The sequence below is a fragment of the uncultured Imperialibacter sp. genome (assembly GCF_963974565.1).
Taxonomy (GTDB): domain Bacteria; phylum Bacteroidota; class Bacteroidia; order Cytophagales; family Cyclobacteriaceae; genus Imperialibacter; species Imperialibacter roseus.
The window spans coordinates 129,016-150,671 of record NZ_CAXBCJ010000007.1 but is presented as its reverse complement, the minus strand read 5'-3'; the positions used below and the strand labels follow the sequence as shown (position 1 = coordinate 150,671).

General features: G+C 45.9%; 12 protein-coding genes. 2 read left to right on the top strand and 10 right to left on the bottom strand.

Going from position 1 to position 21,656, the window contains the following annotated elements; all coding sequences use genetic code 11:
• Complete coding sequence (locus tag AAC052_RS11840) at window positions 1-1,047, top strand: alcohol dehydrogenase family protein (RefSeq protein WP_339813474.1); 1,047 nt, start codon at window positions 1-3, stop codon at window positions 1,045-1,047.
• Here AAC052_RS11840 and AAC052_RS11835 read toward each other — a convergent pair whose 3' ends face one another.
• From AAC052_RS11835 to AAC052_RS11825, 3 genes are read right to left on the bottom strand one after another with little or no spacing between them, the layout of a single operon-like run.
• Window positions 1,048-1,449 (bottom strand): hypothetical protein, encoded by a 402-nt coding sequence (locus AAC052_RS11835; RefSeq protein WP_317489077.1) that lies wholly within the window; start codon window positions 1,447-1,449, stop codon window positions 1,048-1,050.
• A 60-nt stretch (window positions 1,450-1,509) separates the two neighbouring features.
• Entirely contained in the window at window positions 1,510-3,486 is a 1,977-nt protein-coding gene (locus AAC052_RS11830) for an FAD-dependent oxidoreductase (RefSeq protein WP_339813472.1), read from the bottom strand.
• A 1-nt stretch (window position 3,487) separates the two neighbouring features.
• A complete protein-coding gene (locus tag AAC052_RS11825; protein ID WP_339813471.1) occupies window positions 3,488-4,927 on the bottom strand; it encodes an aldehyde dehydrogenase family protein in 1,440 nt (479 codons plus the stop codon).
• 255 nt (window positions 4,928-5,182) lie between these two features.
• Between AAC052_RS11825 and AAC052_RS11820 the strand changes: the two genes are divergently transcribed.
• On the top strand, window positions 5,183-6,004 hold the full coding sequence (locus tag AAC052_RS11820) for a hypothetical protein (protein WP_339813469.1): 822 nt from the start codon (window positions 5,183-5,185) through the stop codon (window positions 6,002-6,004).
• Between the two features lie 510 nt (window positions 6,005-6,514).
• On the opposite strand, the gene AAC052_RS11815 is transcribed toward AAC052_RS11820, so the two are convergent.
• From AAC052_RS11815 to AAC052_RS11785, 7 genes are all read right to left on the bottom strand, one after another.
• The gene (locus tag AAC052_RS11815; RefSeq protein WP_339813467.1) at window positions 6,515-8,596 is read right to left on the bottom strand and encodes an OmpA family protein; all 2,082 of its coding nucleotides are present in this window, start codon (window positions 8,594-8,596) and stop codon (window positions 6,515-6,517) included.
• A 38-nt stretch (window positions 8,597-8,634) separates the two neighbouring features.
• Window positions 8,635-9,369: an OmpA family protein gene (locus AAC052_RS11810; protein WP_339813465.1), complete on the bottom strand. Its 735-nt coding sequence runs from the start codon at window positions 9,367-9,369 to the stop codon at window positions 8,635-8,637.
• 68 nt (window positions 9,370-9,437) lie between these two features.
• Window positions 9,438-11,729: a patatin-like phospholipase family protein gene (locus AAC052_RS11805; RefSeq protein ID WP_339813463.1), complete on the bottom strand. Its 2,292-nt coding sequence runs from the start codon at window positions 11,727-11,729 to the stop codon at window positions 9,438-9,440.
• Between the two features lie 81 nt (window positions 11,730-11,810).
• Entirely contained in the window at window positions 11,811-13,106 is a 1,296-nt protein-coding gene (locus tag AAC052_RS11800; RefSeq protein WP_339813461.1) for a peptidoglycan DD-metalloendopeptidase family protein, read from the bottom strand.
• 9 nt (window positions 13,107-13,115) lie between these two features.
• Window positions 13,116-15,143 carry a cytochrome c biogenesis protein CcdA gene (locus tag AAC052_RS11795; protein WP_339813459.1) on the bottom strand — a complete coding sequence of 676 codons (2,028 nt, stop codon included), beginning with the start codon at window positions 15,141-15,143 and terminating at the stop codon, window positions 13,116-13,118.
• An 84-nt stretch (window positions 15,144-15,227) separates the two neighbouring features.
• Window positions 15,228-16,610 (bottom strand): dipeptidase, encoded by a 1,383-nt coding sequence (locus tag AAC052_RS11790; RefSeq protein WP_339813456.1) that lies wholly within the window; start codon window positions 16,608-16,610, stop codon window positions 15,228-15,230.
• 223 nt (window positions 16,611-16,833) lie between these two features.
• A complete protein-coding gene (locus AAC052_RS11785; RefSeq protein WP_339813453.1) occupies window positions 16,834-21,588 on the bottom strand; it encodes a hypothetical protein in 4,755 nt (1,584 codons plus the stop codon).
• Window positions 21,589-21,656 lie beyond the last annotated feature (68 nt).

Genomic DNA, 21,656 nt, shown 5'->3' with positions numbered 1-21,656 from the left:
ATGAAAGCCATCACATTTCAGGGAAAGGAGAAGCTGAGCTTTGAAACGGTTACGGATCCATCGATCATTCAACCAACAGATGTGATTGTAAAAGTAGCGCTAACCGCTATTTGTGGCTCTGATTTGCATGTCTATCGGGAACATGAAAAGGGGCTGGACTACGGAACTGTCATGGGCCATGAGTTTTTCGGGGAGGTGGTGGAGATTGGAAGTGCTGTCACTGGCCTTAAAAAAGGCGACAGGGTGGTAAGCCCTTTCACAACGAGTTGCGGTGTATGTTATTTCTGCAAAATCGGTCTTACATGCAGATGTCAGCAAGGGCAGCTTTATGGTTGGGTAGAGCATGGCCATGGTCTTCATGGCGCACAGGCTGAGTACGTTAGAGTGCCACTTGCCGATAGTACGTTGGTTAAGTCCCCCGAAGGTCTTAGCGAAGAACAGGTACTGCTCACCGGTGACATCTTCAGTACAGGTTATTTTTGTGCTGAAAACGCTGGCGTCAGGCCAGGTGGAAGATATGTGGTGCTGGGGTGTGGCCCGGTTGGGCTGATGGCTATTCTGGCAGCAAAAATACAGGGAGCTGACGAAATTTGGGCGGTGGACAGCGTGCCCGAGCGCATGGCTATCGCTCAAAGGTATGGCGCCGTAGTGGTGGACTTGTCAAAAACGGATGCTAAGCAGTTTATTCTTGAGCAAACCAATGGAATTGGTGCCGACGCTGTGATGGAAGTCGTAGGAAATCCCTCTGCGCAACAATTGGCTTTCGATGTGGTGCGCCCCGGCGGAATTATTTCATCCGTGGGTGTGCATACCGCTAACAACTTCACCTTTTCGCCCGTTGATGCTTACAACAAGAACATCACGTATAAAACCGGAAGATGCCCTGCCAGGCACTACATGTCAAAACTGCTTCCTTTGCTTGGCGATCAGCAAATTGACCTGTCAGCAATTATCTCTCACAGGCTCCCCTTAGCGCAAGGCGTGGAAGGATATAGAATTTTTGATCAGAAGCTGGATAAGAGCTTAAAGATCATTCTGCACAATTGATTATCTGGTGAGATCCAGAAAAATGTCACCCATCAGTACCAACTGGATATGGTCATCGGACTTCTCTTTCATTAAGTAGGCAATGCCGTGTACGTCGCCTTCATTCAACAGCTCCAGCGTATCGTTTCTTATAGCCCATTTTTGCGAGTGCTCAAGTGTGTCGGCCGAAAATATGCAGCCAGGGTAACCATAGGCCGTGATAGTTACTTCGTCAGCATTGAATTCAATCCACCCTTCCATGGTCATGGCGATGTCATCGCTAACATCAGGGAAGGCTTCTTTGCTCGTTGTCCAGTTAGCTTTCCATTTTCCCTGAAGTGCCTTTTGGGTTTTGTCACCTTCAGAGCAGAAGGTAAGGGTAAGGGCAACAAGTACGACAGAGCATTTTAAAAGAGTGCGCATATAGTTTTGGTCACAATTGGATGAACGAAATTATAAAAATGGAATTGCTTTTGCACGCATCTATTTTAGTCCCTGGGCAGTGTGATGGGCAAGAGCCATGATGCTCAGCATGGGGTTCACGCCACTAGCCGACGGGAAAGCTGACCCATCGCCGATGTAGATGTTGGGCACTTCATAAAGGCTACCGTCAGGTGCTGTTGGGTGCGTCTTTTTATCTTCCCCCATTCGGCAGGTGCCCATTTGATGCGCACTGTACAGCGAAAATTGATTTGGGCGCCATCCCCAGACCGGCAGGTTGTGGATAAACTTCTCAAGATCGGCTCTTTTGCCGGTGTTATTAAAGCGATGATTACCGAAATGCGGATAGATAATCTGCTCGCAATCATTGACAAAATGGAGCCGGCTCGCTTCTTCCATCCCGTTAATAAGGTGCTTCAAGTCGAATCCGTGAAGTTTGTAATGCACAATGGGTTGGCCTTCCTTGTCGATAGTGATGTATCCCGGAAACTTGTCTCTTACAATGGCTATGAAAGAAGCAATGTGCGATGCCTTCAACATGTCTTCTTTGAATTGGCGGGCACCGGACCAGGGAAGAGACATGGCAATGAGGCCGGGATGTGTGGGCGGCGTTTCAAGCTTGAAACCGTAGTTGCCATCCAACCGGGCGAATTGATCATTGACAACAGACATCATTGGCCCAAACCAGGCTTCTGATTTTTGAGTGTAGGTGGCGCTAATACCTACGGTAGGGTGAAGGTGGAGGTGTTTTCCTATGTGGTCATGCTTGAGTCCACTTCTTTTCAGCAACGCTGGTGTCTGAATAGCCCCAGCGGCTACGACGATTTTTTCTGCTTGTATAAAAACCTTTTTCTTGTGGCCCTTTGGTGAATAGCAAACCGCTTCGGCACCTGTTGCTCTTCCATTTTTAATGGCTATCTTTTCAATTTGGCACTGCGAAAGAAGGCGGGCACCAGTAGTTGTCGCTTTTCGAATATACGTTTGAGCAGTGCCTTGTTTGATCCCATACCTGTCGCCCAGGCTGCTGAAGCCCAGCTTTTGAAAGTCTTCTGCGCCAGGCTTTCGTTCATTTCTTGGAATGAGTTCAACTTGCTGACCTAGTTTCCTGGAGCCGTCCAACAGAAGTTGATTTTGCAGGTTGTGAAGCGAGTAGTTGGTGTTGACACCTATTTCTGCAACTACAGCATTTAAGCTGTCCTGAAATGATTGGGAAGCTAGGAAAGGCACGCCATGTTCGCTGGCCCATTCCTGAAGAACATAGTCAGGTGTTCTGAAGCTACCAGCCCAGTTGACTGTGGTGCCGCCACCTACGCAGCTACCAGCAAAAATGCTCACCTGCCCGTCGGAAGACGTGATAGCGCCCTTTCCGTCATACAACGTCTCAATCATCTTTCCTTCTTCCTGAGTGAAGTCAGCGCCGTGGAGGTAAGGGCCTTTGTCGGCGATGATAACGTCTTTGCCTGAGCCTGCCAGCTCACCGGCTATCACACCACCCCCCGCACCGCTACCGATCACGAGTACTTCGCAGCTAAAGACACTATCGTTGTCAATCTGCAATTCAGAAAGTCGGGGGAGTTTGTCCGCATCGCCCAACAGTGGGCCGGGATACTGAATGGCCTTGAAGTCGGGGTGGTAACCGCCTTCAGTCGAGCTGAAATAGATGAAAGTTGAAAGTTTTTTGAGAGACGAAAATGCCTTCCGGAGCTTTTTTACAGGGCTATTGGACCAGGTGACGAAAAGTTTTTCTCTTTGTTGAAAAGTCAGATCCAGAAACTTCTTCATAGGCCCCGCCCAGGTCATGCCGAGCAGGTTGCTGTCCAGTATTTTCAGCAGTTGGGTAAATTCCTCACGTGCAGGCCGGGGCTGGGAGGCAATCACCTCTGCAACTTTGACTGGGGCAACCCTGTCAGCTCCTTTCGAGGCCCAAAAACCTTTGTGCTCGCCATTGGTGGTGTCGGGAGCGATGAAAGTGTTGGCCACTTCCTCCAAAATGTTGCACTGTCTTTCTGTAAGCTTCATTTCAGAAATACTTCATAAGGATATTGAGAATCCGTTTTTTTGCGGCACTATAAGGCGGGTAAAGCAATTTGGCTGAGGTGAAACCGACCCTCTGTTTCAACCAGGCTTTTTCATTTGAAAAGGCCAGAAACCCAAAATGTCCATGAGACTTACCGATGCCACTTTCGTTCACTCCACCGAAGGGAAGGTGTGGCTGCTGGAATTGGACTACCACGTCATTCACACAGGCTGTTCCTGACGAGGTTTCCAGTCGGTATCTTTTTTGAATGCGCTTATCGTTCGAAAACAGATAAAGCGATAAGGCCTTGGGTCGTCCGTTTATGTATTGGATGACCTCGTCGTGGTTTTTAAACGTATTAACCGGAAGTATCGGGCCGAAAATTTCTTCTTTCATTAGGGTGGTGTGGAGAGGCACGTTGTCGAGGACTGTGGGAGAAATGAAGTTTTCGGTTTCATCAACGTCGCCACCGTAAACCAGGCTGGCACCGTCTTCTATGGCCGTGCTCAAAGCCTGACAGAGCCGCTGATAGTGCTTTTTATTGATGATCCGGGCGTAGTTAGGCGTTTCTTTAAAATTTTCGCCTGGCTGTTTGAATAGCGTCTCCAGAAAGTATTTCAGGTGTTCCATAAATGACTCTCTCACACTTTCGTGAATGAACAGGTAGTCAGGTGACACACACGTCTGGCCACAATTAAGAAGTTTTCCCCAGACGATTTTTTCAGCAGCATCTTTCAAGTTTGCCGTTTTGTCGATAATGACGGGCGACTTGCCCCCAAGTTCAAGGGTAACGGAGCTTAGGTTTTTGGCTGCTGCCTCCATCACTATTTTGCCTACTGCCGAGCTTCCTGTAAAGAAAATGTGGTTAAAGGGAAGCTGAAGCAGTCGTTGGGTTATTTTAGGCCCACCCTGATACACGGCTACCTCCTCCTGCGGAAACAGCTCGCCTACCATTTGCGCAATAAGCTGCGAGGTGTTGGGAGTCAATTCAGATGGTTTTATGATGGCGGTGTTGCCCGCAGCAATAGCTGAAACCAACGGCCCTATGCATAAATTGAAAGGATAATTCCAGGGAGAGATAATCAGGCAAACGCCTTTCGGCTCATATTGAACAAAAGCAGAGGAACCAAAATAAGTAAGCCCGGCGGGCACCGATTTCGGTTTCGTCCATTTTTTTAGGCTTTTCAGGGCGAGATTGATGTCTGCCAACACAACAAAGGTTTCGGAGAGGTCGGCTTCAAACTCAGGCTTTTTGAAGTCGCTGTATACGGCATCACGAATTTTCGTCGTGTTGGCAAGAACCCAGGCCTTGAGTTTTTTGAGTCGCTCAATTCTCAGCCCGTAGCTTTCCTGCCTGAGCAAAAGGGCCTTCTGTGATTGTCGCAAAAAGAGTTCGGACAGATCAGCGTCAAGTGCCTTTGTTTGTTGTTTCTCGTCTATCAATTTCGGGCGTTCTTAATCCTTAATAACAAATTACCACAAATAAGCCTCATTATCTACCGGAAGATAATCAAAAACTGTTAGTGGTAACATTAGGGTAACATTGAGTGATGTGTGGCATCAGATCAAAGCACATATACCCGCTAAAGGCACGAATTCGTCGAAAAAGACTGAGAGAGGCATACGTTATATTAATTTAATGTTAACTTTATATTACGCAACTTCGTAAAGTAGATAGCACTAGTAAGCAAGCGGCAGATGATAAACAGATTTTACATATTGATTTTTCTTACTGCAAAGGCTTTTTTAGGCTTTGGGCAGGAGGTCAATATGTCTGATTTGCGTTTTCATTCTGAGCTCGAAAAAGCGGTTCTAGTTAACACTTCCAGTCAACCAACTTTGAGTTTATTGCTGGTAGCTGATGAGTCGCTTGACCAGGAGCGAGCCAAATCGGCCTTGAGTACCTATCAGGCCAACCTTGCTTTCTATCAAAACCAACAGAGTAAGTACAGGAGCGAAGAACAATTCTTGAAATTCTTCTTCTACAGGGTTCACAGAAAGGAGTTGAAAAGTTATGAGCAGTATGTTAGTCTGGCGAGCCAGTTCGAGACGGGACAATATGATTGTCTCACTGCTACATCGCTCTACTACTTGTACCTCACGGATTTGGGCTATAAGGTGAATCTGGTAGAAACAGACTATCACATTTACTTGAAGGTTAATGCGGGCGAAAGAAGCTTCTTGTTTGAGTCTACCGACCCTATCGCAGGATTCATCTCTTCGGAGATTGAAATTTCCGAGAAGGAAAAAGAATACCTCAGTGCACAGCGCCAGAACTTATCGGGCATTTCTTCAAACACGACTGACGGGCAGAAAAGCTATATCCTGAACGACAAGTTAACCAAAAGGGAACTGGCCGGACTTAACTACTACAACCGGGCTATCGCCGCCTGGAATGCCAAAGACATCCTTAAGGCGGTTGCCCTCGTAGACAAGTCGTATTTTCTTTACCCGTCTGATCGTATTTCGAATGTAAGAGATTACTTTCGGGGCCAAAGCGAATTGCTTGCTAGTAAGTAACCTGCCCTTGCAAAGCTGAGCACCCCTGCTTTAGTCGACCCCCCTTTATTGCCTCTTAAGCCTCCCTGCATTAGGAAATTTCGCTCTTCTCTATCGGGACAATGTGCGTCTATGGCCGCATTTTTTAAAACGGCCAAGTCTTGGATCAAGCGAAAAATCTGGGGGATTACCCTTCAACCCCAATGTTCCGAGCGGTCATAAAAAAGCAAAAGGTCCAAGCCTAACCGACTGGAGAAGCCCGGCCGGGCGAGACGCATTGAACCAGTTTTGCTTTTTTATTTAACCACAAACGAAACATTCAATCCCGAGAAATACAGATTGATCCGAAGTCTTGGTAGGATTTGAAGAGCTCCCAGAAGCAGGTTTGCGGAAAGGTAGACTTCAGGTTGGGTCCCAGCGAAGATGCTTTTCACCATTGCGGCTTTTGCCAGAGTTTGCGGGAGGTGTTAAATAAAAATGCCCGGACAAAGCCGGGCACTTCTTATTTTTAAAGTTGGGCAAAAAACTGATTTACTCCATGATCTTAAACTCTACCCTTCTGTTCTTTTCACGGTTCTCTCTTGTGTCGTTGGGTACTTTGGGCTTCGTCTCACCATAGCCTATAACTGTCAACCGTGCCTTATCAATACCATTGTTGATAAAGTAATTATAAACCGCTCTGGCACGAAGTTCGGATAGTCGCTGATTGTAATCTTCCGGGCCTGAAGTGTCGGTGTGTCCAGAAATTTCAATCTTTCCAATTTTTTGAGCTTCAAGCATTTCTTTTATTCTTTCGAGCTCGGGGTAAGAAGCGGTCTTCAGCTCGTATTTTTCAAGATCGAAAAAGATGTTGTTGAACGATATTTCCGCACCTTTTTCCAGCTTAACCATATAAAGATCAAGTTGCCTTGTTTTTTCTTCAGGGTTTGGTTGATTAAGGTCAAGGTTTCTATCGAGAGAAATATAACCGGCAGCCTCAGTGATTACACCATAGTGGGCACCGCCCCTTAGGCTAAAGTGAAACTCACCTGTTTCAGGATTGGTCTTCACTGCGCCAATGTCTACACCATCAGGGAGCCTTTCTATCATAATAGTAGCGATAACAGGCTTTTGTGTTTTCTCATCAAGCACTCTACCATTCAATGCAATGACAACATCCCTTGGATTTATTTTGAGGTTTTTATTCTTAGCACCATCTAGGTCGGTAGTAGCCAAAAGCTTGTCGGATTCGATGAAAAACTCCTGTATTTCGAACCTGTAAATATCAGTATCCTCATTTTCAACTCCTCTGGAGAAATAGGCATGCTTGCCTGAGGTGGGCATATTGAAATAGATGTCGTCACTTGCTGTGTTTATGCCAGCACCAAGGTTTTCGGGCTCCGACCAGTTTTGCCATGTGTCATCCAGCCTTGTAGTCACAAAGATGTCGGCACCACCATATCCACTTATGCCTTTTGTAGAGAAGTAGAGTGTTTTATTGTCGTTGGTAAGGAAAGGGGCCTGCTCATCTGAAGCGTTGTTGATATCACCACCAAGGTTTTTGGGCTCTGACCAGGTGCCATTCCCTTTTTTGAATGATACATAGAGATCTCTCCCGCCGTAGGTGTCGTCCCTCTCTGATGAGATAATCATTGCTTTACCGTCTGCTGAGAGCGAATAGTCTACTCTGGAATTGTAATTATAGTCATTCTCAATCTCGATGTTTTCAGGTTCAGCCCATTCACCATTGACAAGCTTGCTCATTGAAGCGCCGGCAAACATTTTGCCCTTTTTACCATATTGGTTGCCCAATAAAAGTATCATTTCTCCATTTTCCTGAGTAATTGAAGAAACAAAGTTTGGGCCTTTTGTATTCAACGGAGGGCCCGCATTCTTAGCAATATTCCATTCTTGCTTTTCCTCATTCCATTCCGAATACCAGATGTCTTCGGCATCATCCACGCCTCCAACATTTTGTGGGTGGTACTGACGACTAAAAAAGAGGTATTTTCCGTCGGGAGATATAATCGGACTGTGTTCTACGTAGGAGCTGTTTACGTTTTCGCCCAATTTCTCCACCGTTTCCAGGTTTTGGTTTACATTCTGAGCGATGTTGACCAATACTGTAATAGGAATGTTTGAGTCGCTTATTCCGATGGCGTCAATACTATTTGGCCCTTTAATAGAACGACCATCAATCACTAGTCTGATACCAGCAATTTCATAACTCGTTCTTTCGAAGAAAAGGTTAAGCAGTCTGCTCTCTATGGGAATCGCTCTGGGGGTCAACTCAAACAACAGAAACTCATTGAAAGACGCATCGTAGGCATATACCTGTGAAATGGCGCCCGGGTTTTGCGACTCTGCAATTGCAATTTGTTGTGCTCTAATGGGCTTCTCGAAAGCTACAGTGATAAATTCAGTTCTATCGGCCTTATTGGGAGTCCAGGCATTGGGATTATCGCCTCCATTGGGCAACACATTGGGCTTGTGAAGCACCTGCATTGCCGAGTATTCCAGTGGGGACATCTCAGACGAAACTTCAATGACTCTACTGGCCCAGCTAACAGATTCTTGTGCTTTCAGGCTTATGCCTATTGCAAAAGAACATAATACAAGTAGAATTCTTTTCATATCAAGCCGATTCAATAAGGTTTAGGATTAGGGATAAATTATTCTCGAATGACTCGTACCTCAACACGGCGATTCCTTCGTTTATCTTCATCAGTTCTTTCAAGCGTAAGCGGTTGAGTGCCCCCGAAAGCCTTTGTTTGCACTCTGTTCTTTTTTATGTTTTTAGAAACAAGATAATCTTTTACTGCATTTACTCTTTCTAACGACAGCTCCATATTGGCGGCATCGCTTCCCTCAAAGTCTGTGTGGCCTTCAAGCTGAATAACCATGTTGGGCCTCTCGTTGAGCCAGTCCACTAAACGATCCAACTCTTCAAAAGAGCTTGAGCTGATCTTTGATCTGCCTCTTTCAAAAATAAGATTTTCGAGAGTGATCATTTGATTAGCCCGGTCAGGGGTAAGACGGAACTCCAAATTAAAGGCAGAATCGCCTGGTTGAAGTTCAACCTTGAATTCTCTATCAACAGCATCATACCCATTTGCCTTAATTTTCATGGTGTAGGAAGTGTTGTTGAATAGGAATAGCTCAAAGGAGCCATCTTGCTGCTTGCTCTTATTTGATCCCATATCATCATAGTACGGGAGCTTTTCATAGAAAACAGAGGTGACAATAGGTTCTCCGGTTTTATCATCCACAACTTTTCCGGATACTTTGACTAAGGAATCCTTCTGCTGATAAAACCCTGCTGTTGGTAAAAAACTAGCATTAGCTTTAAGCTGCCACGCACTTGCTATAAAAAACAGGGCAAAATATGCTGCCGATGTTATTTTCATGGTAAGGTCGATAGTAATTTTTCCAATAAAAGTAAGCTTTTTCGAAGCTAATAAAAAAAATTATTGAATTAATCAAAGGCTCGCTGATTGAACAGCAAGTAGCCCAAATGAAACAAGACTCCCCATTTTTGTTCTTCGTCATCATAGTAGTTAGCGGCGAAAGCAATAGGACCTATTGGGCTTTGAAAGACTACTCCGGCTGATGCAGCAAAAAATATCTTCTTCGTGTTCTGCTGGTATACGGGCATTTCATCTGGTGATTTCTCAAGCAGCTGCAATGGGGCAAAAAAATGACCCTCCATTCTGAAATGAAGGTTGTCACGAACAAAAAACATCTGTTTCAGACCGCCGGCGGCAAACTTATTGGATCTGAAGTTTTCCAAAATGAGTGTGCGGCTGTCCTGAAATGGATAATATCCACCACCAGCAATTTGTGTTCCCCGGTAGCTGCTCAGGAGAGGAAATGTTGAGAAATGACCAACTATCTGGTAGCCAATACCATACCAGTTAAGCAATCTGTTGTATTTTTCGTAGGAAACCTTCGCTGTCAGCCAGGAGTGGCTGGCCTCTCTGTAAGCAAGCTCGGAAGTGCTTCCCGGAAAATATTTTTCTGACCCATGGTATCCGCCAACAGAGGCCTCGAAGGCCTCGCCTTTGGTTGGATACTGATAGAAGTTGAGATTGCTTTGACTCACCTTTATTTTCGCCGCAAATCCTTTTAACCGTAGTTCGTCGAGTACATCGCTGGTATTTACTTCAGGTATAGCGGCAAAATTATCTCGGGTATAGAACAGGCCAGGGCTGAATGTCAGTTTGTGGTGAGTGCCCAGGGGTGTGCTGACGTTGAATGTGAAATTTCTGTCTACCTGATTGACTATAGTGGGAGCCTTGTCTTTCAACAGTATTTCAGTAGAATTGATGAAGTCCCACTTGTTGAAAACATATTTAGGCTCCAGGTAGAAGGGGATATACGTTGGAAAGTAGAGCCTGGCACTGGCTTTGGCCGATTGGTAAAACCTGCCTGCATTGACCGCACCGTCGAAGTGAGTGAAGACCTGGCCAAGCCGCTTGTATTGTGCGCCAACCAGCAGGTTAGAGGTACTTCGGCTGGTCATTGTTCCCCCCAAAACCATTTTCACCTTCCTGTAAGGTGATCCTGTCAGCTTTAGTTTGTAGTTCTCACTTGTTTCGCTCTTTGTGATTTGAGGGTACATACTTCTGAAGTAATCTTCAGAAACGATTTTGTAATAGCCTGATTTTATCTTTTCCAGCTCAACGATTTTGTTCTTTTTCTCCAGTAGGTTATCGAGGTACTTTGTTTGCCTGGAATTAAATCCCTCTACCTCCACTTCACTAAAGTCGAGTGGAACAAAATCTGATTGGAATAGACTTCTGGCAGCGGTGACTTCCTCCTCCCCAACTCGACGTCCTATTTTCGATTTGATAAACTCCATTTGCCTCATTGCTGCCACATAGCCGCTATCGGTGATGCTTTTGGCTCTGGCAAAATCGGTGGAACTGAGCCCCTCCAGATTGGGCTCGATGTAGATGTTACCTTCAAGCCTGGTTGGGTCAGACTTATCAAGCATAAGAAAGAGCAATTGCTCATTTACAAGGTGGTCTGCTTCTTTGGTCGGGTACTCTTTGTACACTTTTGAGGCTACGTTGACGCCAATGATGATGTCAGGCTTAAACTCCTCAATGGCAATGTCCACGGGAAAGTTGTTATAAATGCCTCCATCGAAAAGATACTTTCCATCAAACTTTATAGGGCGGAAAAAGAAGGGGACAGTCATTGAAGCCCTGAGTGCATCCGACAAGTTTCCATCTTTCAGCAGTACTGCCTGCTGAGTGAATACCTCGGCCGCAGTGGCCCTGAACGGCACGAAAAGGCTGTCAAAATTGTAAACTGACTTTCGGGATGCCTGTGCCAGGTGTTCGGCGAGGGCGAAGTTAAGCGCATGATCCTCAGCTATATTGGCGTTAAAAGAAGCAGTGAAGGAAGAGTCAAGTGACAATTCGACTGACATCCATCGGGAGTCAGGGTCTTTCTGGGTGTAGTAGTAATTATAGTCATCCCTAATCACTCCCTTTACCCAATCTTGAATGTCCTGAGAAAGAGCTATTTCCATGATTTGGTCTGCACTGTATCCGGCGGCATAGAACCCACCAACAATACTGCCCATGGAAGTGCCCACTATGTAGTCGATTGGGATGTTGTTCTCCTCGAGAGCTTTGATTACCCCAGCATGTGCCAGCCCCTTGGCTCCGCCACCGCTTAATACAAGCGCCACTTTTTGGGAAAAGCTGCAACAGTAAATAAATGACATTGAAAGGAGCAAAGTCAGCCGCTTCCTCATATTTGTCTGTTTTGAAAAAATTTTGCGAGAATATACTTCCTAAACTGTTGCCAACAAATTAAAGTATTCCCGGAGAGTGCGTCAATCTACAGAAGCATTAAGAACCGGCTTTTCGGTTAGGAAAGTGATGGTGTCTATAGCCGAAAGGATTTTGTCCCTTTCTTTGAAATAGGCCTCTTTGTGTGCGTCAGCAATCGGCTGAGAAGGTGGAATTTCTACTGAGAAAGGGTCTACCTGAACGCCATTGCGCCAGAACCGGAAGCAGACATGAGGCCCCGTAGCCAGACCGGTGCTTCCTACGTAACCAATAACCTCCCCCTGCTTAACAGCCTTGCCAGGCCGCATGCCGCTGGCTATTTTGCTCATGTGCAGGTACTGGGTTGTATAAGTAGCGTTGTGCCGTATTTTCACATAGTTCCCGTTTCCTGAATTGTAGGTGGCCTCAGTAACGACACCGTCTCCAACGGTATAAATCGGTGTGCCTTTTTGTGCTACGTAGTCTGTTCCAAGGTGAGACCTGTACCTTTTCAGCACGGGATGAAAGCGCCTACCAGAATATCGGGAGCTTATCCGACTAAAATTAACCGGGGCTTTAAGAAAAGCTTTTCGGAGACTATTTCCCTCCTCATCGAAGTAATCCAGCCCGTCTCCCTGATTGTAGTAAACCGAGTAAAAATCACGGCCAGCGTGATAGAAATAAGCTCCCACTACCCTTGGGATGTTTACCACCTCTCCGTCGATTACCTCTTCTTCAAATATGACTTTGAAGTAATCGTTGGCATCGATATGAAAAAAATCGATTTGCCAGGCGTACATATCAACCAGCTTCGAAACCAGCATGGGGGAAACATTGGCGTTGATGAGCGTTTCATAAAGTGAAGACTCGATTTTAGCGGCAATAGCCCGAACCTGAAGCACTTTTTCCTTTTGCACTCGTTCTGTATAAACGGAGTCGGACATGTGGAAGACCACAAATTCAGTTTTGTTCGGCTCGTAAGCCATGGCTACTACGCTAGCCGCTGAGTCTTTTGTGGTGAAAACGGTGTAGTTTTTTCTGTAGCCAATTTTTCTTACATCGAAGACTTTTCTTGAGCTAGTGGCCACCTCATAAATTTTGGCGGGATCAATATTATAGGTCTTGAGAATATCTGACAGTGTTTGATTTCTTTTAACAATGTCTTCATGAACGTTAAAAGAATCCAAATTAAAACCGTAAAGTCTTTCGGGTTCGTAGACGGTGGTAACTGTGTCTACCGTCACCAATTCGGTTTCGCCGGTATACTCGGGTTGGTAGGTAGCTTGCTGGTGTTTATATGCGAGGAAAAATAAACAAGAGATAATTACTAAGATGGTTCCTGCCAGAACGTATTTCTTCATCAAGTCGAATCAGGGATTTATGGTCGAAAAAACGGGCTTGTTCTTCTTCATAGAAGAACTCGCCTCATCCAGAAACGTTACAAAGTTAGCAATATTGAGGTCATAGGCCTTCGGATCGGTCAAAAGGTTCTCATTTGGGTCCAAAATCACGTAAAAAGGTTGCGCATTGTTGTTAAACCTGGTGATTTGTAGGTCAGCATTTTGCTTCCCGATAGTTTTTTTGATTTTCCCATCATATTCCGACTCATACCACTGTGATTCGGGCAGCTCGGTCTTTTCGTCTACGTAAAGCGCCACTAATACAAAGTCATTTCTAAGCCTTTCGAGCACCTTGGGATCCGACCACACCCTTGCCTCCATTTCCCTGCAGTTCACGCAGCCATGTCCGGTAAAATCAATAAAAAGCGGCTTCTGTTGTTCACGTGCGCAGGCAATGGCCTGGTCATAGTCGAAATAGCCAGTGAGACCATGAGGGAAGTGAAGCATGTCGGCGTATTTTGGCGGTTCGCAGATGCTGTTGGATGCTGTGCCTGAATTGGAAGAAGCTCCCTGCTGACGAACAATGCCAGGTAAGTCAAAATCCATCGTGGATTGCGGAGGTAAATATCCGGCAAGGGCTTTCAGGGGGGCACCGAACATCCCTGGGATCATATACACTACGAATATAAAAGTGATTACTGCGAGAATTAGCCTTGGCACCGGCAGTTTCTCCATTTTGCTGTCGCCAGGCAGCTGTATTTTGCCTAGCAGATAAAAACCCAATAAGGTAAACACCACAATCCAGATAGCCAGGTAGATTTCTCTGTCGAGGATATTCCAGTGATAGGCCTGGTCGGCAATGCTCAAAAATTTGAATGCCAAAGCGAGTTCCAGAAAACCCAGCACCACTTTAACGGAATTGAGCCACCCGCCGGACTTTGGCAATGTGCTCAGCCAGTTCGGGAAAAAGGCAAACAACGTAAATGGCACTGCAAAAGCCATTGAAAACGCCGCCATACCCAAAATCGGTTTCAAGATCATTCCTCCGGCAGACTCGACAAGGATACTTCCGACTATGGGGCCGGTGCAGGAGAAAGAAACCAACACCAGCGTAAAGGCCATGAAAAATACGCCGATCATACCGCCCTTGTCGGCGTTTCGATCCATGGCATTGACCCACTTATGCGGCAGGGTGATTTCAAAAAGCCCGAGAAAGGACAGGGCAAAAACAATGAAGACCAAAAAGAAAATGACATTGGGCACCCAGCCGGTGGCCAGGTCATTAGCAATTTCCGGCCCCATAAACGGCGCAACCAGCGATCCAATAAGGGTATAAATAAGCACGATACTGAAGCCATAAAACAAGGCCATTCCCTTACCACTTTTCTTATCACCTTTTCCAGTGAAAAAGGTGACGGTCATGGGAATCATTGGAAACACACAGGGCGTAAGCAGCGCCGCCAGTCCGGCTAAAAAGGCAACTACCATAAAACCCCAGAGCGAATAGGCATCTGTGGAATCTCTTTTGTTCAGGACAGCCGTTTCGGTATCATTTGATCCTTTTTTTACTTCAACAGCGCTTTTCTTAGAATCACCAGAGAAGGTGGCGTATGTGAAGTCTTCATCTAAGTTGATGCACTTGCCATCTACATCGGTGCAAACCTGATAGAAAAAGCTGCCTGAAAGGTTAACCGGCAGGCTATTGACGAGAATGGTCTGACGAAATTCAGCATGCTCTCTAAAATAGGTGTATTCCCCTTCCCACAGGTCGTCGTATTTTCTTTTTGCGCCAATAGGTCTTATGCTATCAATTGCTTCGTAAGAAGGATCGCCCACGAAGTCAAACTCTGCCACAATAGGGCCCAGATCAGGGTCAAAATCTGACGAATACAGATACCAGGTGTTATCTATTTTAGCTTTGAAAACGAGGCTAAGGGTATCGCCTACTTTGGGGTCTTTTTTACTTAATTCGTAAGTCCATGATATTGGTCTTTGCACCTGCCCATAGGACACAAAAATGGTAAAAACTCCAAACAGACCTAGTAGTATTTTTTTCATCAGTTTCTTCTTTTTCCGGAAAGAGAAAGGGCCAAATTTGACTCCTTAACGTATTCCCTTCGCAGAGAGTTTGTTTGCTTGTTTTTATTTCGCTTTGCTCAAAGTGGCAAAGTGTTTATAAAATAGCGTGATGGTTTCAATTCCTTTGATGTAGTTAAATATGCCATAACTCTCATTGGGAGAATGGATGGCGTCTTCATCAAGCCCGAAACCCATTAGCAAAGAGTCGAGGCCTAATACTTTTTGAAACAGTGCCACGATCGGGATGCTCCCCCCTTCCCTGGTGGGTATCGGGGCTTTTCCCCAGGCTTCTTCCACCGCCAATGCCGCAGCCTGGTAGGCCGTGGATTTGGTAGATACCATCGCAGGTTCGCCGCCATGATGGGGCGTTACTTTGACCTTAACTGTTTTAGGGGCCACGCTCAGAAAATAGTCGGTAAACATTTTTGTGATTTCATCAGAGTTCTGATTTGGCACCAGTCTCATGCTTATTTTGGCGTAGGCTTTGGAGGGGAGCACCGTTTTGGCACCCTCACCAATGTATCCACCCCAAATGCCGTTGACGTCGAAGGTCGGCCGAATCCCTGTCCTTTCTATCGTGGAAAAGCCTTTTTCTCCAAATACATCGGCTATGTCGAGGTCTTTTTTATATTTCTCCAGAGAAAAGGGCTGCTTCGCCATTGCCTCCCGGTCTGCATTTGACAGTTCGACGACTTTGTCGTAAAACCCAGGAATAGTGATGTGACCATTTTCATCCTTCATTTTATGAATCATCTCACAGAGCACATTGATGGGGTTTTCTACAGCGCCACCGTACATGCCGGAATGAAGGTCTCTGTTGGGCCCTGTCACTTCTACCTCCACGTAGGTGAGCCCACGCAAGCCCACCGTGATCGAGGGATGTTCGTTGCTGATGATGCCTGTGTCAGAAATCATGATCATGTCGGCCTTCAGCTTCTCTTTGTTGGCTTCAGTGAAAATGCCCAGATTGTTGGAGCCCACCTCTTCCTCACCTTCGATCATGAACTTTACATTGCAGGTGAGTGAGTTGGTCTGCATCATTGTTTCAAAGGCCTTAATGTGCATGTACATTTGGCCTTTGTCGTCGGCAGATCCCCTGGCATAGATTTTCTCGTTTCTGATAGTAGGTTCAAACGGAGGTGTTTCCCAAAGCTCGTACGGATCGGCAGGCTGCACATCGTAGTGCCCGTATACAAGAACAGTTGGAAGTGCGGGGTCAATTATTTTTTCTCCATAAACAATGGGATGACCAGCGGTACGGCAGATTTCAGCTTTATCGACACCGGCTTCAACTAGTTTTGTTTTTATAAACTCCGCCGCTTTTTTTACATCATCCCTGAACTTCTTGTCGGCACTCACCGATGGAATTCTCAACAGCTCAAAAAGCTCATCTAAAAACCGTTGTTGGTTTTGCTCGATGTACGGAATCTTGGTTTTTACACTCATGAAATTTTAATTTATCAGGCTAATGTTTTCCTGGATGCTATCCTGTATTTCTTCGGAAAGAAGCACCCGTGGTTTCATCGGGTAAAAGTAAGGAATATTACCAAGACGCTGCAAAGGCAAATCTGCTATGTATCAATGGCATTTGTCAATGGTGGCGTGGAAAAGACGTTGCAACCAGATCGAACTTTAGGAATAGGCTTGCTTATCTTGACAGTTGTAGGTACTAGAAGCCGTCCTTGTCTTTTTCTATCGTATCGAAGCTGTCCTTCCCAAAGGCAGGGTCAGTAGCGAACTGTAACTTGAACGGCTTGTCAATGTTGTAATAGTTTTTGCGAAAGTTGTTGATGAAAGTCATCGTTTCAGCCTCTTCTCCAAGCCCAAGAGCAAAAGCACCAAGCCCAGCTTTTTCTAATGTGGATGAACCTCTTATGGCCTCATTAAACGGCTGGTTGGAAGAGAGAATCAGGAGCCTGTTTTGGTCGAACCTGAAGTGATACCACGTGGCCTCTGAAAACATGATGAAAATATTTACAATGTCTCCGAGGGGGTCTCTCTTGATTTCAACAAAGCCATCAGCTACTGCGTTTATGTCATTTCTGAAAATGTTTGAAATGCCAATCTTTCCATCGTTGTACCAGGCCTTGTGAGTAGCATTCCACTGCAAGTTTACCTCCGAGAGAGACAGCGCTTTTTGAAGCTCTGGTGAAATAGACACCAATGGCACGTAATTTTTCAAAGAGTTGTTTTCATAGCTCTTGGCAATTTGATCACTGGTGAGATTGGCGAGGAGATAAACCAAGTCACCCTGTATGCTATTGGCTTGTGGAGCCCCGAGGCGCTCAATAATGTCAACCAGATCCTTTGTCATTATGTCGGTTGCGGCAGGGCTAATTTTGAAATCGGCCGTTAAAAAAGCCGTCATTTTAAAGTAAGAGGAGTCGAGTCGGCCAATACCTTTTGCAGATGCCTTTAATGTAAAATCCGGGCTGTTCTTTATAAAGGTTACGGGGCCTTCAAAGATCACGCTGTTGGTGCTTTCGGAGTAAATGAATGTGCTGCCAGCGTAGGAATTCCCGTCTGACTTGGCTTTGTCCTCTATTTTGTAGAAATCGCCTTCGAGATTATAAGAAAGGATGCCATGAGGCGTGAAAAGGTCAAAGTCCGCCGGGTCGTTTTTGTCGTTAATGTAGGTCAGGTATATAATGTCATCAAATGAATCGTAGTGTAGACCGGCGACTAGCTTTTGGCCCGCTTCAGCCGTCGAGGCATCAAAGTTGACAAGCACTTCAGGATTTTCAGTTTTGTTAGTATAGCTGATCCACTGAGAGTCCCTTTCTTTTTTCCAGTCGAGCTTCACCCCGCCAATCAGCTCAAGCGCCCTCCTGTCTGCATACATTTTAGCCCGACCTTTGTACAGGAACCCTGGCGACATCACAAAATCCTGGTCTTCCAGCACTTCGCCTTCCGACACCGTCATCGTCTTGAACCTGTTCTTGGCTATGGGCACATTCTGAAGCTCAAATTGATTGAACTTGATCGTAAAAGTGTCCTGCGCCGCATTGACGAGCTGATACAGAGCGCTGCCAGTGAATTTATTTCTGTCGACAATGGTGATGAGTCCGTTGGTCAGGGTATGGTAACGATTGGCAGTGTCAATCCTGACAATAGCATTTTTAAGCTCCTGCAGTGTTGAGTTCTCAAGGATCGTAATCTCTTCGTTTTCCGGCGTGATTTCCGCATCCGCCACTGTGATGTACGGAATGCCTTGCAGGTTCAACTCGTAGCGGTTGATGTCGTAAATACCCGCTGTTGCGTTAAACGCCAGCGAATCCAGATCTGGTCGGGTTGAGTAGAAGTAGGAGTCTTCGATGGCAACATTAGCCGGCTTGCTCATCGTAATCTTTTGGTCGTTTAGGTTCCAAATAGCGTTGGTAATTGACGTTTTCATTTGTGCATAAGGGAAGCCAATAGCCGCCACACCAGCCTTTTCAGGGTGAACGTCTGCCACATTTGCTGCAAGGTCAAAATTCAACGCAATGTCCTCGCCAGCCATGGCTGGTTTCTCAGGGTTGTCAGTCAAAATTTCAAACGCTCCGTGGCGGGCGCTGAATTTTGTTTCCGAAAAACTAAACTGCTTCGACTTTACCCTCGATCCTCGTGTCTCCAGCGTACCAAGCCCAAAGGCCCCTTTGGCAGTAATGTTCGCAGCCCCCTGAAGCTTGGCCGTGCCATTGTACAGCTCAATGGGGTCACCGATGTTTTTGAGAAACATGCTGTCTTTTTTGGGCAGCCATTTCATTCTCAGGGCTCCCATTATACCTTGTGGGAAGGAGGCCGACCCTAAGTTGCCCGGTCTGATTTCGCCATTTTGAGCGATGGCTGAAGTAGAATCTAAGTAGAAAATAAAGTCGTTGGAGTATACGGTGGTCGTTAAGTAGTCAATCTTTCCATTTGACCTCAAGCCCTGGTAGCTCAGGCTTAGGTTGTTGTAGAGTGTTCCGGTGCCCCCATACAGCTTGTAACCGCTCTCAGGTATTTTATGCTCAAAGCCCAGCGACTTATCAGGTTGAATAACAAGCTTCTCCTCAAACGGCTCCAATATGTCTCCTGCATAGAAGGTGCCCTCAAAACTTATACTTGCTCCATCACTTCTGTTGGAGCTGTCTATTTCGAATGGCGGTATCACAAACCTGACTGTCTTGTTATAAGCCCCTTTAAGAATCTCCTTAGAGTCGAAGAAAACAACGGCTTCGGAATCGGAAGTAAAGTAAGGATACTGGAGGTTTTGCTTTTTTCCTGACTTGTTATCGGGGCTTTCTACAAAGAGGGTTCCGGAGGTGAGTTCGAGATGGTTGTGCAAGGCTGTCTTTTCTTCACCGCCTTCAACCTTGAGTGAGTCAGGCACCGGTATCTGAATCCTGATAGAGTCAATAGTCGGCATGGCGAAGAGGTTGTCGGCATACTGAAACTGAAAGTCCTTTCCTTTGTAAACGAAATCTCCGGCATTCACCATTCCATTAAATAACAAATCTCTACCCTCGAGAATTTTTACCACGCCACTGTCTGGCTCCATGTAAACCTTCAGGTCAGTAGTGATATACACCCTGTCTACACCTCTAACCGTGAGCTCTTTGGTGCCAAAGTTGAGGGTGCCGTTCGGATACCGCTCAGTAAGAGAAGGCAAGATTAGATTATCGTAGTCTTTCTTATTCTGATTAGATAGAATATAGTGAAAAGATTTGTCCTTCACCTTTATGAAGCCTGTTTCAGGCTGGAAATTGATGAAGCCATTTTGGTAAAGGAAATTCATTGCTGCCAGCGCCTGGTTGTAGTCGAGCTTATAGGCAGTTGTCATGTCGCGGAGGTAAAACTCACTTGCTCCTGAATTCCTTGCATACCGAACCACAGCCATGATGGGGTGATAACCAAACAAACCCGGGTACATTGAGAACCGCTTTTCACTAAAATAGTCTTGAGACTCGAAAACCGCAGGAATACGGTTTCGGGCATTCATAATAGAGATATCGAGGCTGTCGGTCTTCAAATCCCAACTGATTTTATCAGCACTGAAGTCCATCAGGAAAAACGATGACGAATAGGGTGTGCCTTTGAATTTATTCTGGTCTCTGTATAAGGTGAGCAGGTTTTTGCCCTCGTCAAAAACCAGTTTATTCTGAGGGTGGAAGATCGAATCACCGTTGTGGTAAATGGTGACCATTGCCCTGTCCGACGTTATCAGGGAGTCCTCGAAGGCGTACTTGACGCCCCTTGCTGTGAAAGAACGGCCGAAGTCGTCTCTGATATTGAGCACAGACTGTCGCTTAAGGGCGGATGTGCCGTAAAATTTATTTCCTATGATGGAAAATCCCCCGGTATATGTAGCATTTGGGGCTTTAAGTTTTAAAGTGATGTCGGCATAGTAGGAAGTAAACTGAGGAAAATACAGCTCCTCTTTGTCGGTTCTCTGATAGCTCTTAAAGTCGAAAATTCCCTCTGCTTCTCCATCAAACCAGGCAGGGAAGCTGAGGCTGACCTTCTCCGCACTTATTCTTGGTTTCGTGATTTCAAAGCTGTAATCAGTAAAGGTAACTGAGGCGGCTTCCGCACCATTTGCTTCGCCGGGCCAGTTAAATTTACCCCCGGTGCCCACAAACACTTTGTCGTGGATGACAACCGAGCCCGACGTGTTTTGGATGCCGACGGAGTCATAGGGTGTTACTAACCTGAAATTCACATTGTTGAGTTTTATCACAGGCCCACTCACTTCGGGAAGTAGTGCTTGACTAACTACCTCTGCCACAAAAGCATCAGCAACCGGCTCAGGCTCGGCTACCGGGTCGTTACCCCATCCTGAGTCATTGCCCCATCCGCTATTAGAGGGTGTGCCCCAACCATCGTTGCTGCTGTCGGACGTTCCCCAGCCGCTATCTGCCGGGATTTCCTCTTCGATCGGGGGCTCCTCAGCAGGCAATACATAGGCCGGCTCTGCCTCGTCCAATTCAAAGCCATAAGTGCCTCCCTCGGCATATAGTTTGAAGTATTTGGTGTAGTACAAAGCCCTTCGGGCAAAAAATTGATTGAGCATGAGCAAAAACTCGCTGTACTCCTTGTTGCGATAGGTGTCGACTACCTGATTGTTGATCTTGAGAAGATTTGTGAGCTCGGTGGAGCTGATATTTTCCTTTTGAATGGCGTAGGCTATGTAGGCACCGAAGAACTCGAAATATGGGTAGGTGCGCATTCTCCGATCCCGCATTTTGACGGCGATATCAATAATAATTTTCTTCTGGTCGGCATTGATCTGACCCGAATTCCACACGGTGACAAAGTCAGCGGCGATCTTGGCCGCACCTTCATTGTCAATCTGTCTTATACCGTTTGATAAATCTTGCCCGAATGTGTTAGGGTCAGTGGAAAAGGTAAACTGTTGAGCCCATAGATGTGAGGACAGCAATAGCAATATTGCTAAGAATCTCATTTTTAGAGATAACCGTTCCCTTAAAAACACCTGCATAACTTCAAAGGTAACGAAAAATGAGGGCCTGT

What these genes read in the sequence shown, in the direction of transcription:
- AAC052_RS11805 (WP_339813463.1), bottom strand. Translation starts at nt 11,729, where the DNA reads ATGAGGAAGCGGCTGACTTTGCTCCTTTCAATGTCATTTATTTACTGT.
- AAC052_RS11820 (WP_339813469.1), top strand. Translation starts at nt 5,183, where the DNA reads ATGATAAACAGATTTTACATATTGATTTTTCTTACTGCAAAGGCTTTT.
- AAC052_RS11830 (WP_339813472.1), bottom strand. Translation starts at nt 3,486, where the DNA reads ATGAAGCTTACAGAAAGACAGTGCAACATTTTGGAGGAAGTGGCCAAC.
- AAC052_RS11815 (WP_339813467.1), bottom strand. Translation starts at nt 8,596, where the DNA reads ATGAAAAGAATTCTACTTGTATTATGTTCTTTTGCAATAGGCATAAGC.
- AAC052_RS11790 (WP_339813456.1), bottom strand. Translation starts at nt 16,610, where the DNA reads ATGAGTGTAAAAACCAAGATTCCGTACATCGAGCAAAACCAACAACGG.
- AAC052_RS11800 (WP_339813461.1), bottom strand. Translation starts at nt 13,106, where the DNA reads ATGAAGAAATACGTTCTGGCAGGAACCATCTTAGTAATTATCTCTTGT.
- AAC052_RS11840 (WP_339813474.1), top strand. Translation starts at nt 1, where the DNA reads ATGAAAGCCATCACATTTCAGGGAAAGGAGAAGCTGAGCTTTGAAACG.
- AAC052_RS11835 (WP_317489077.1), bottom strand. Translation starts at nt 1,449, where the DNA reads ATGCGCACTCTTTTAAAATGCTCTGTCGTACTTGTTGCCCTTACCCTT.
- AAC052_RS11810 (WP_339813465.1), bottom strand. Translation starts at nt 9,369, where the DNA reads ATGAAAATAACATCGGCAGCATATTTTGCCCTGTTTTTTATAGCAAGT.
- AAC052_RS11795 (WP_339813459.1), bottom strand. Translation starts at nt 15,143, where the DNA reads ATGAAAAAAATACTACTAGGTCTGTTTGGAGTTTTTACCATTTTTGTG.
- AAC052_RS11785 (WP_339813453.1), bottom strand. Translation starts at nt 21,588, where the DNA reads ATGAGATTCTTAGCAATATTGCTATTGCTGTCCTCACATCTATGGGCT.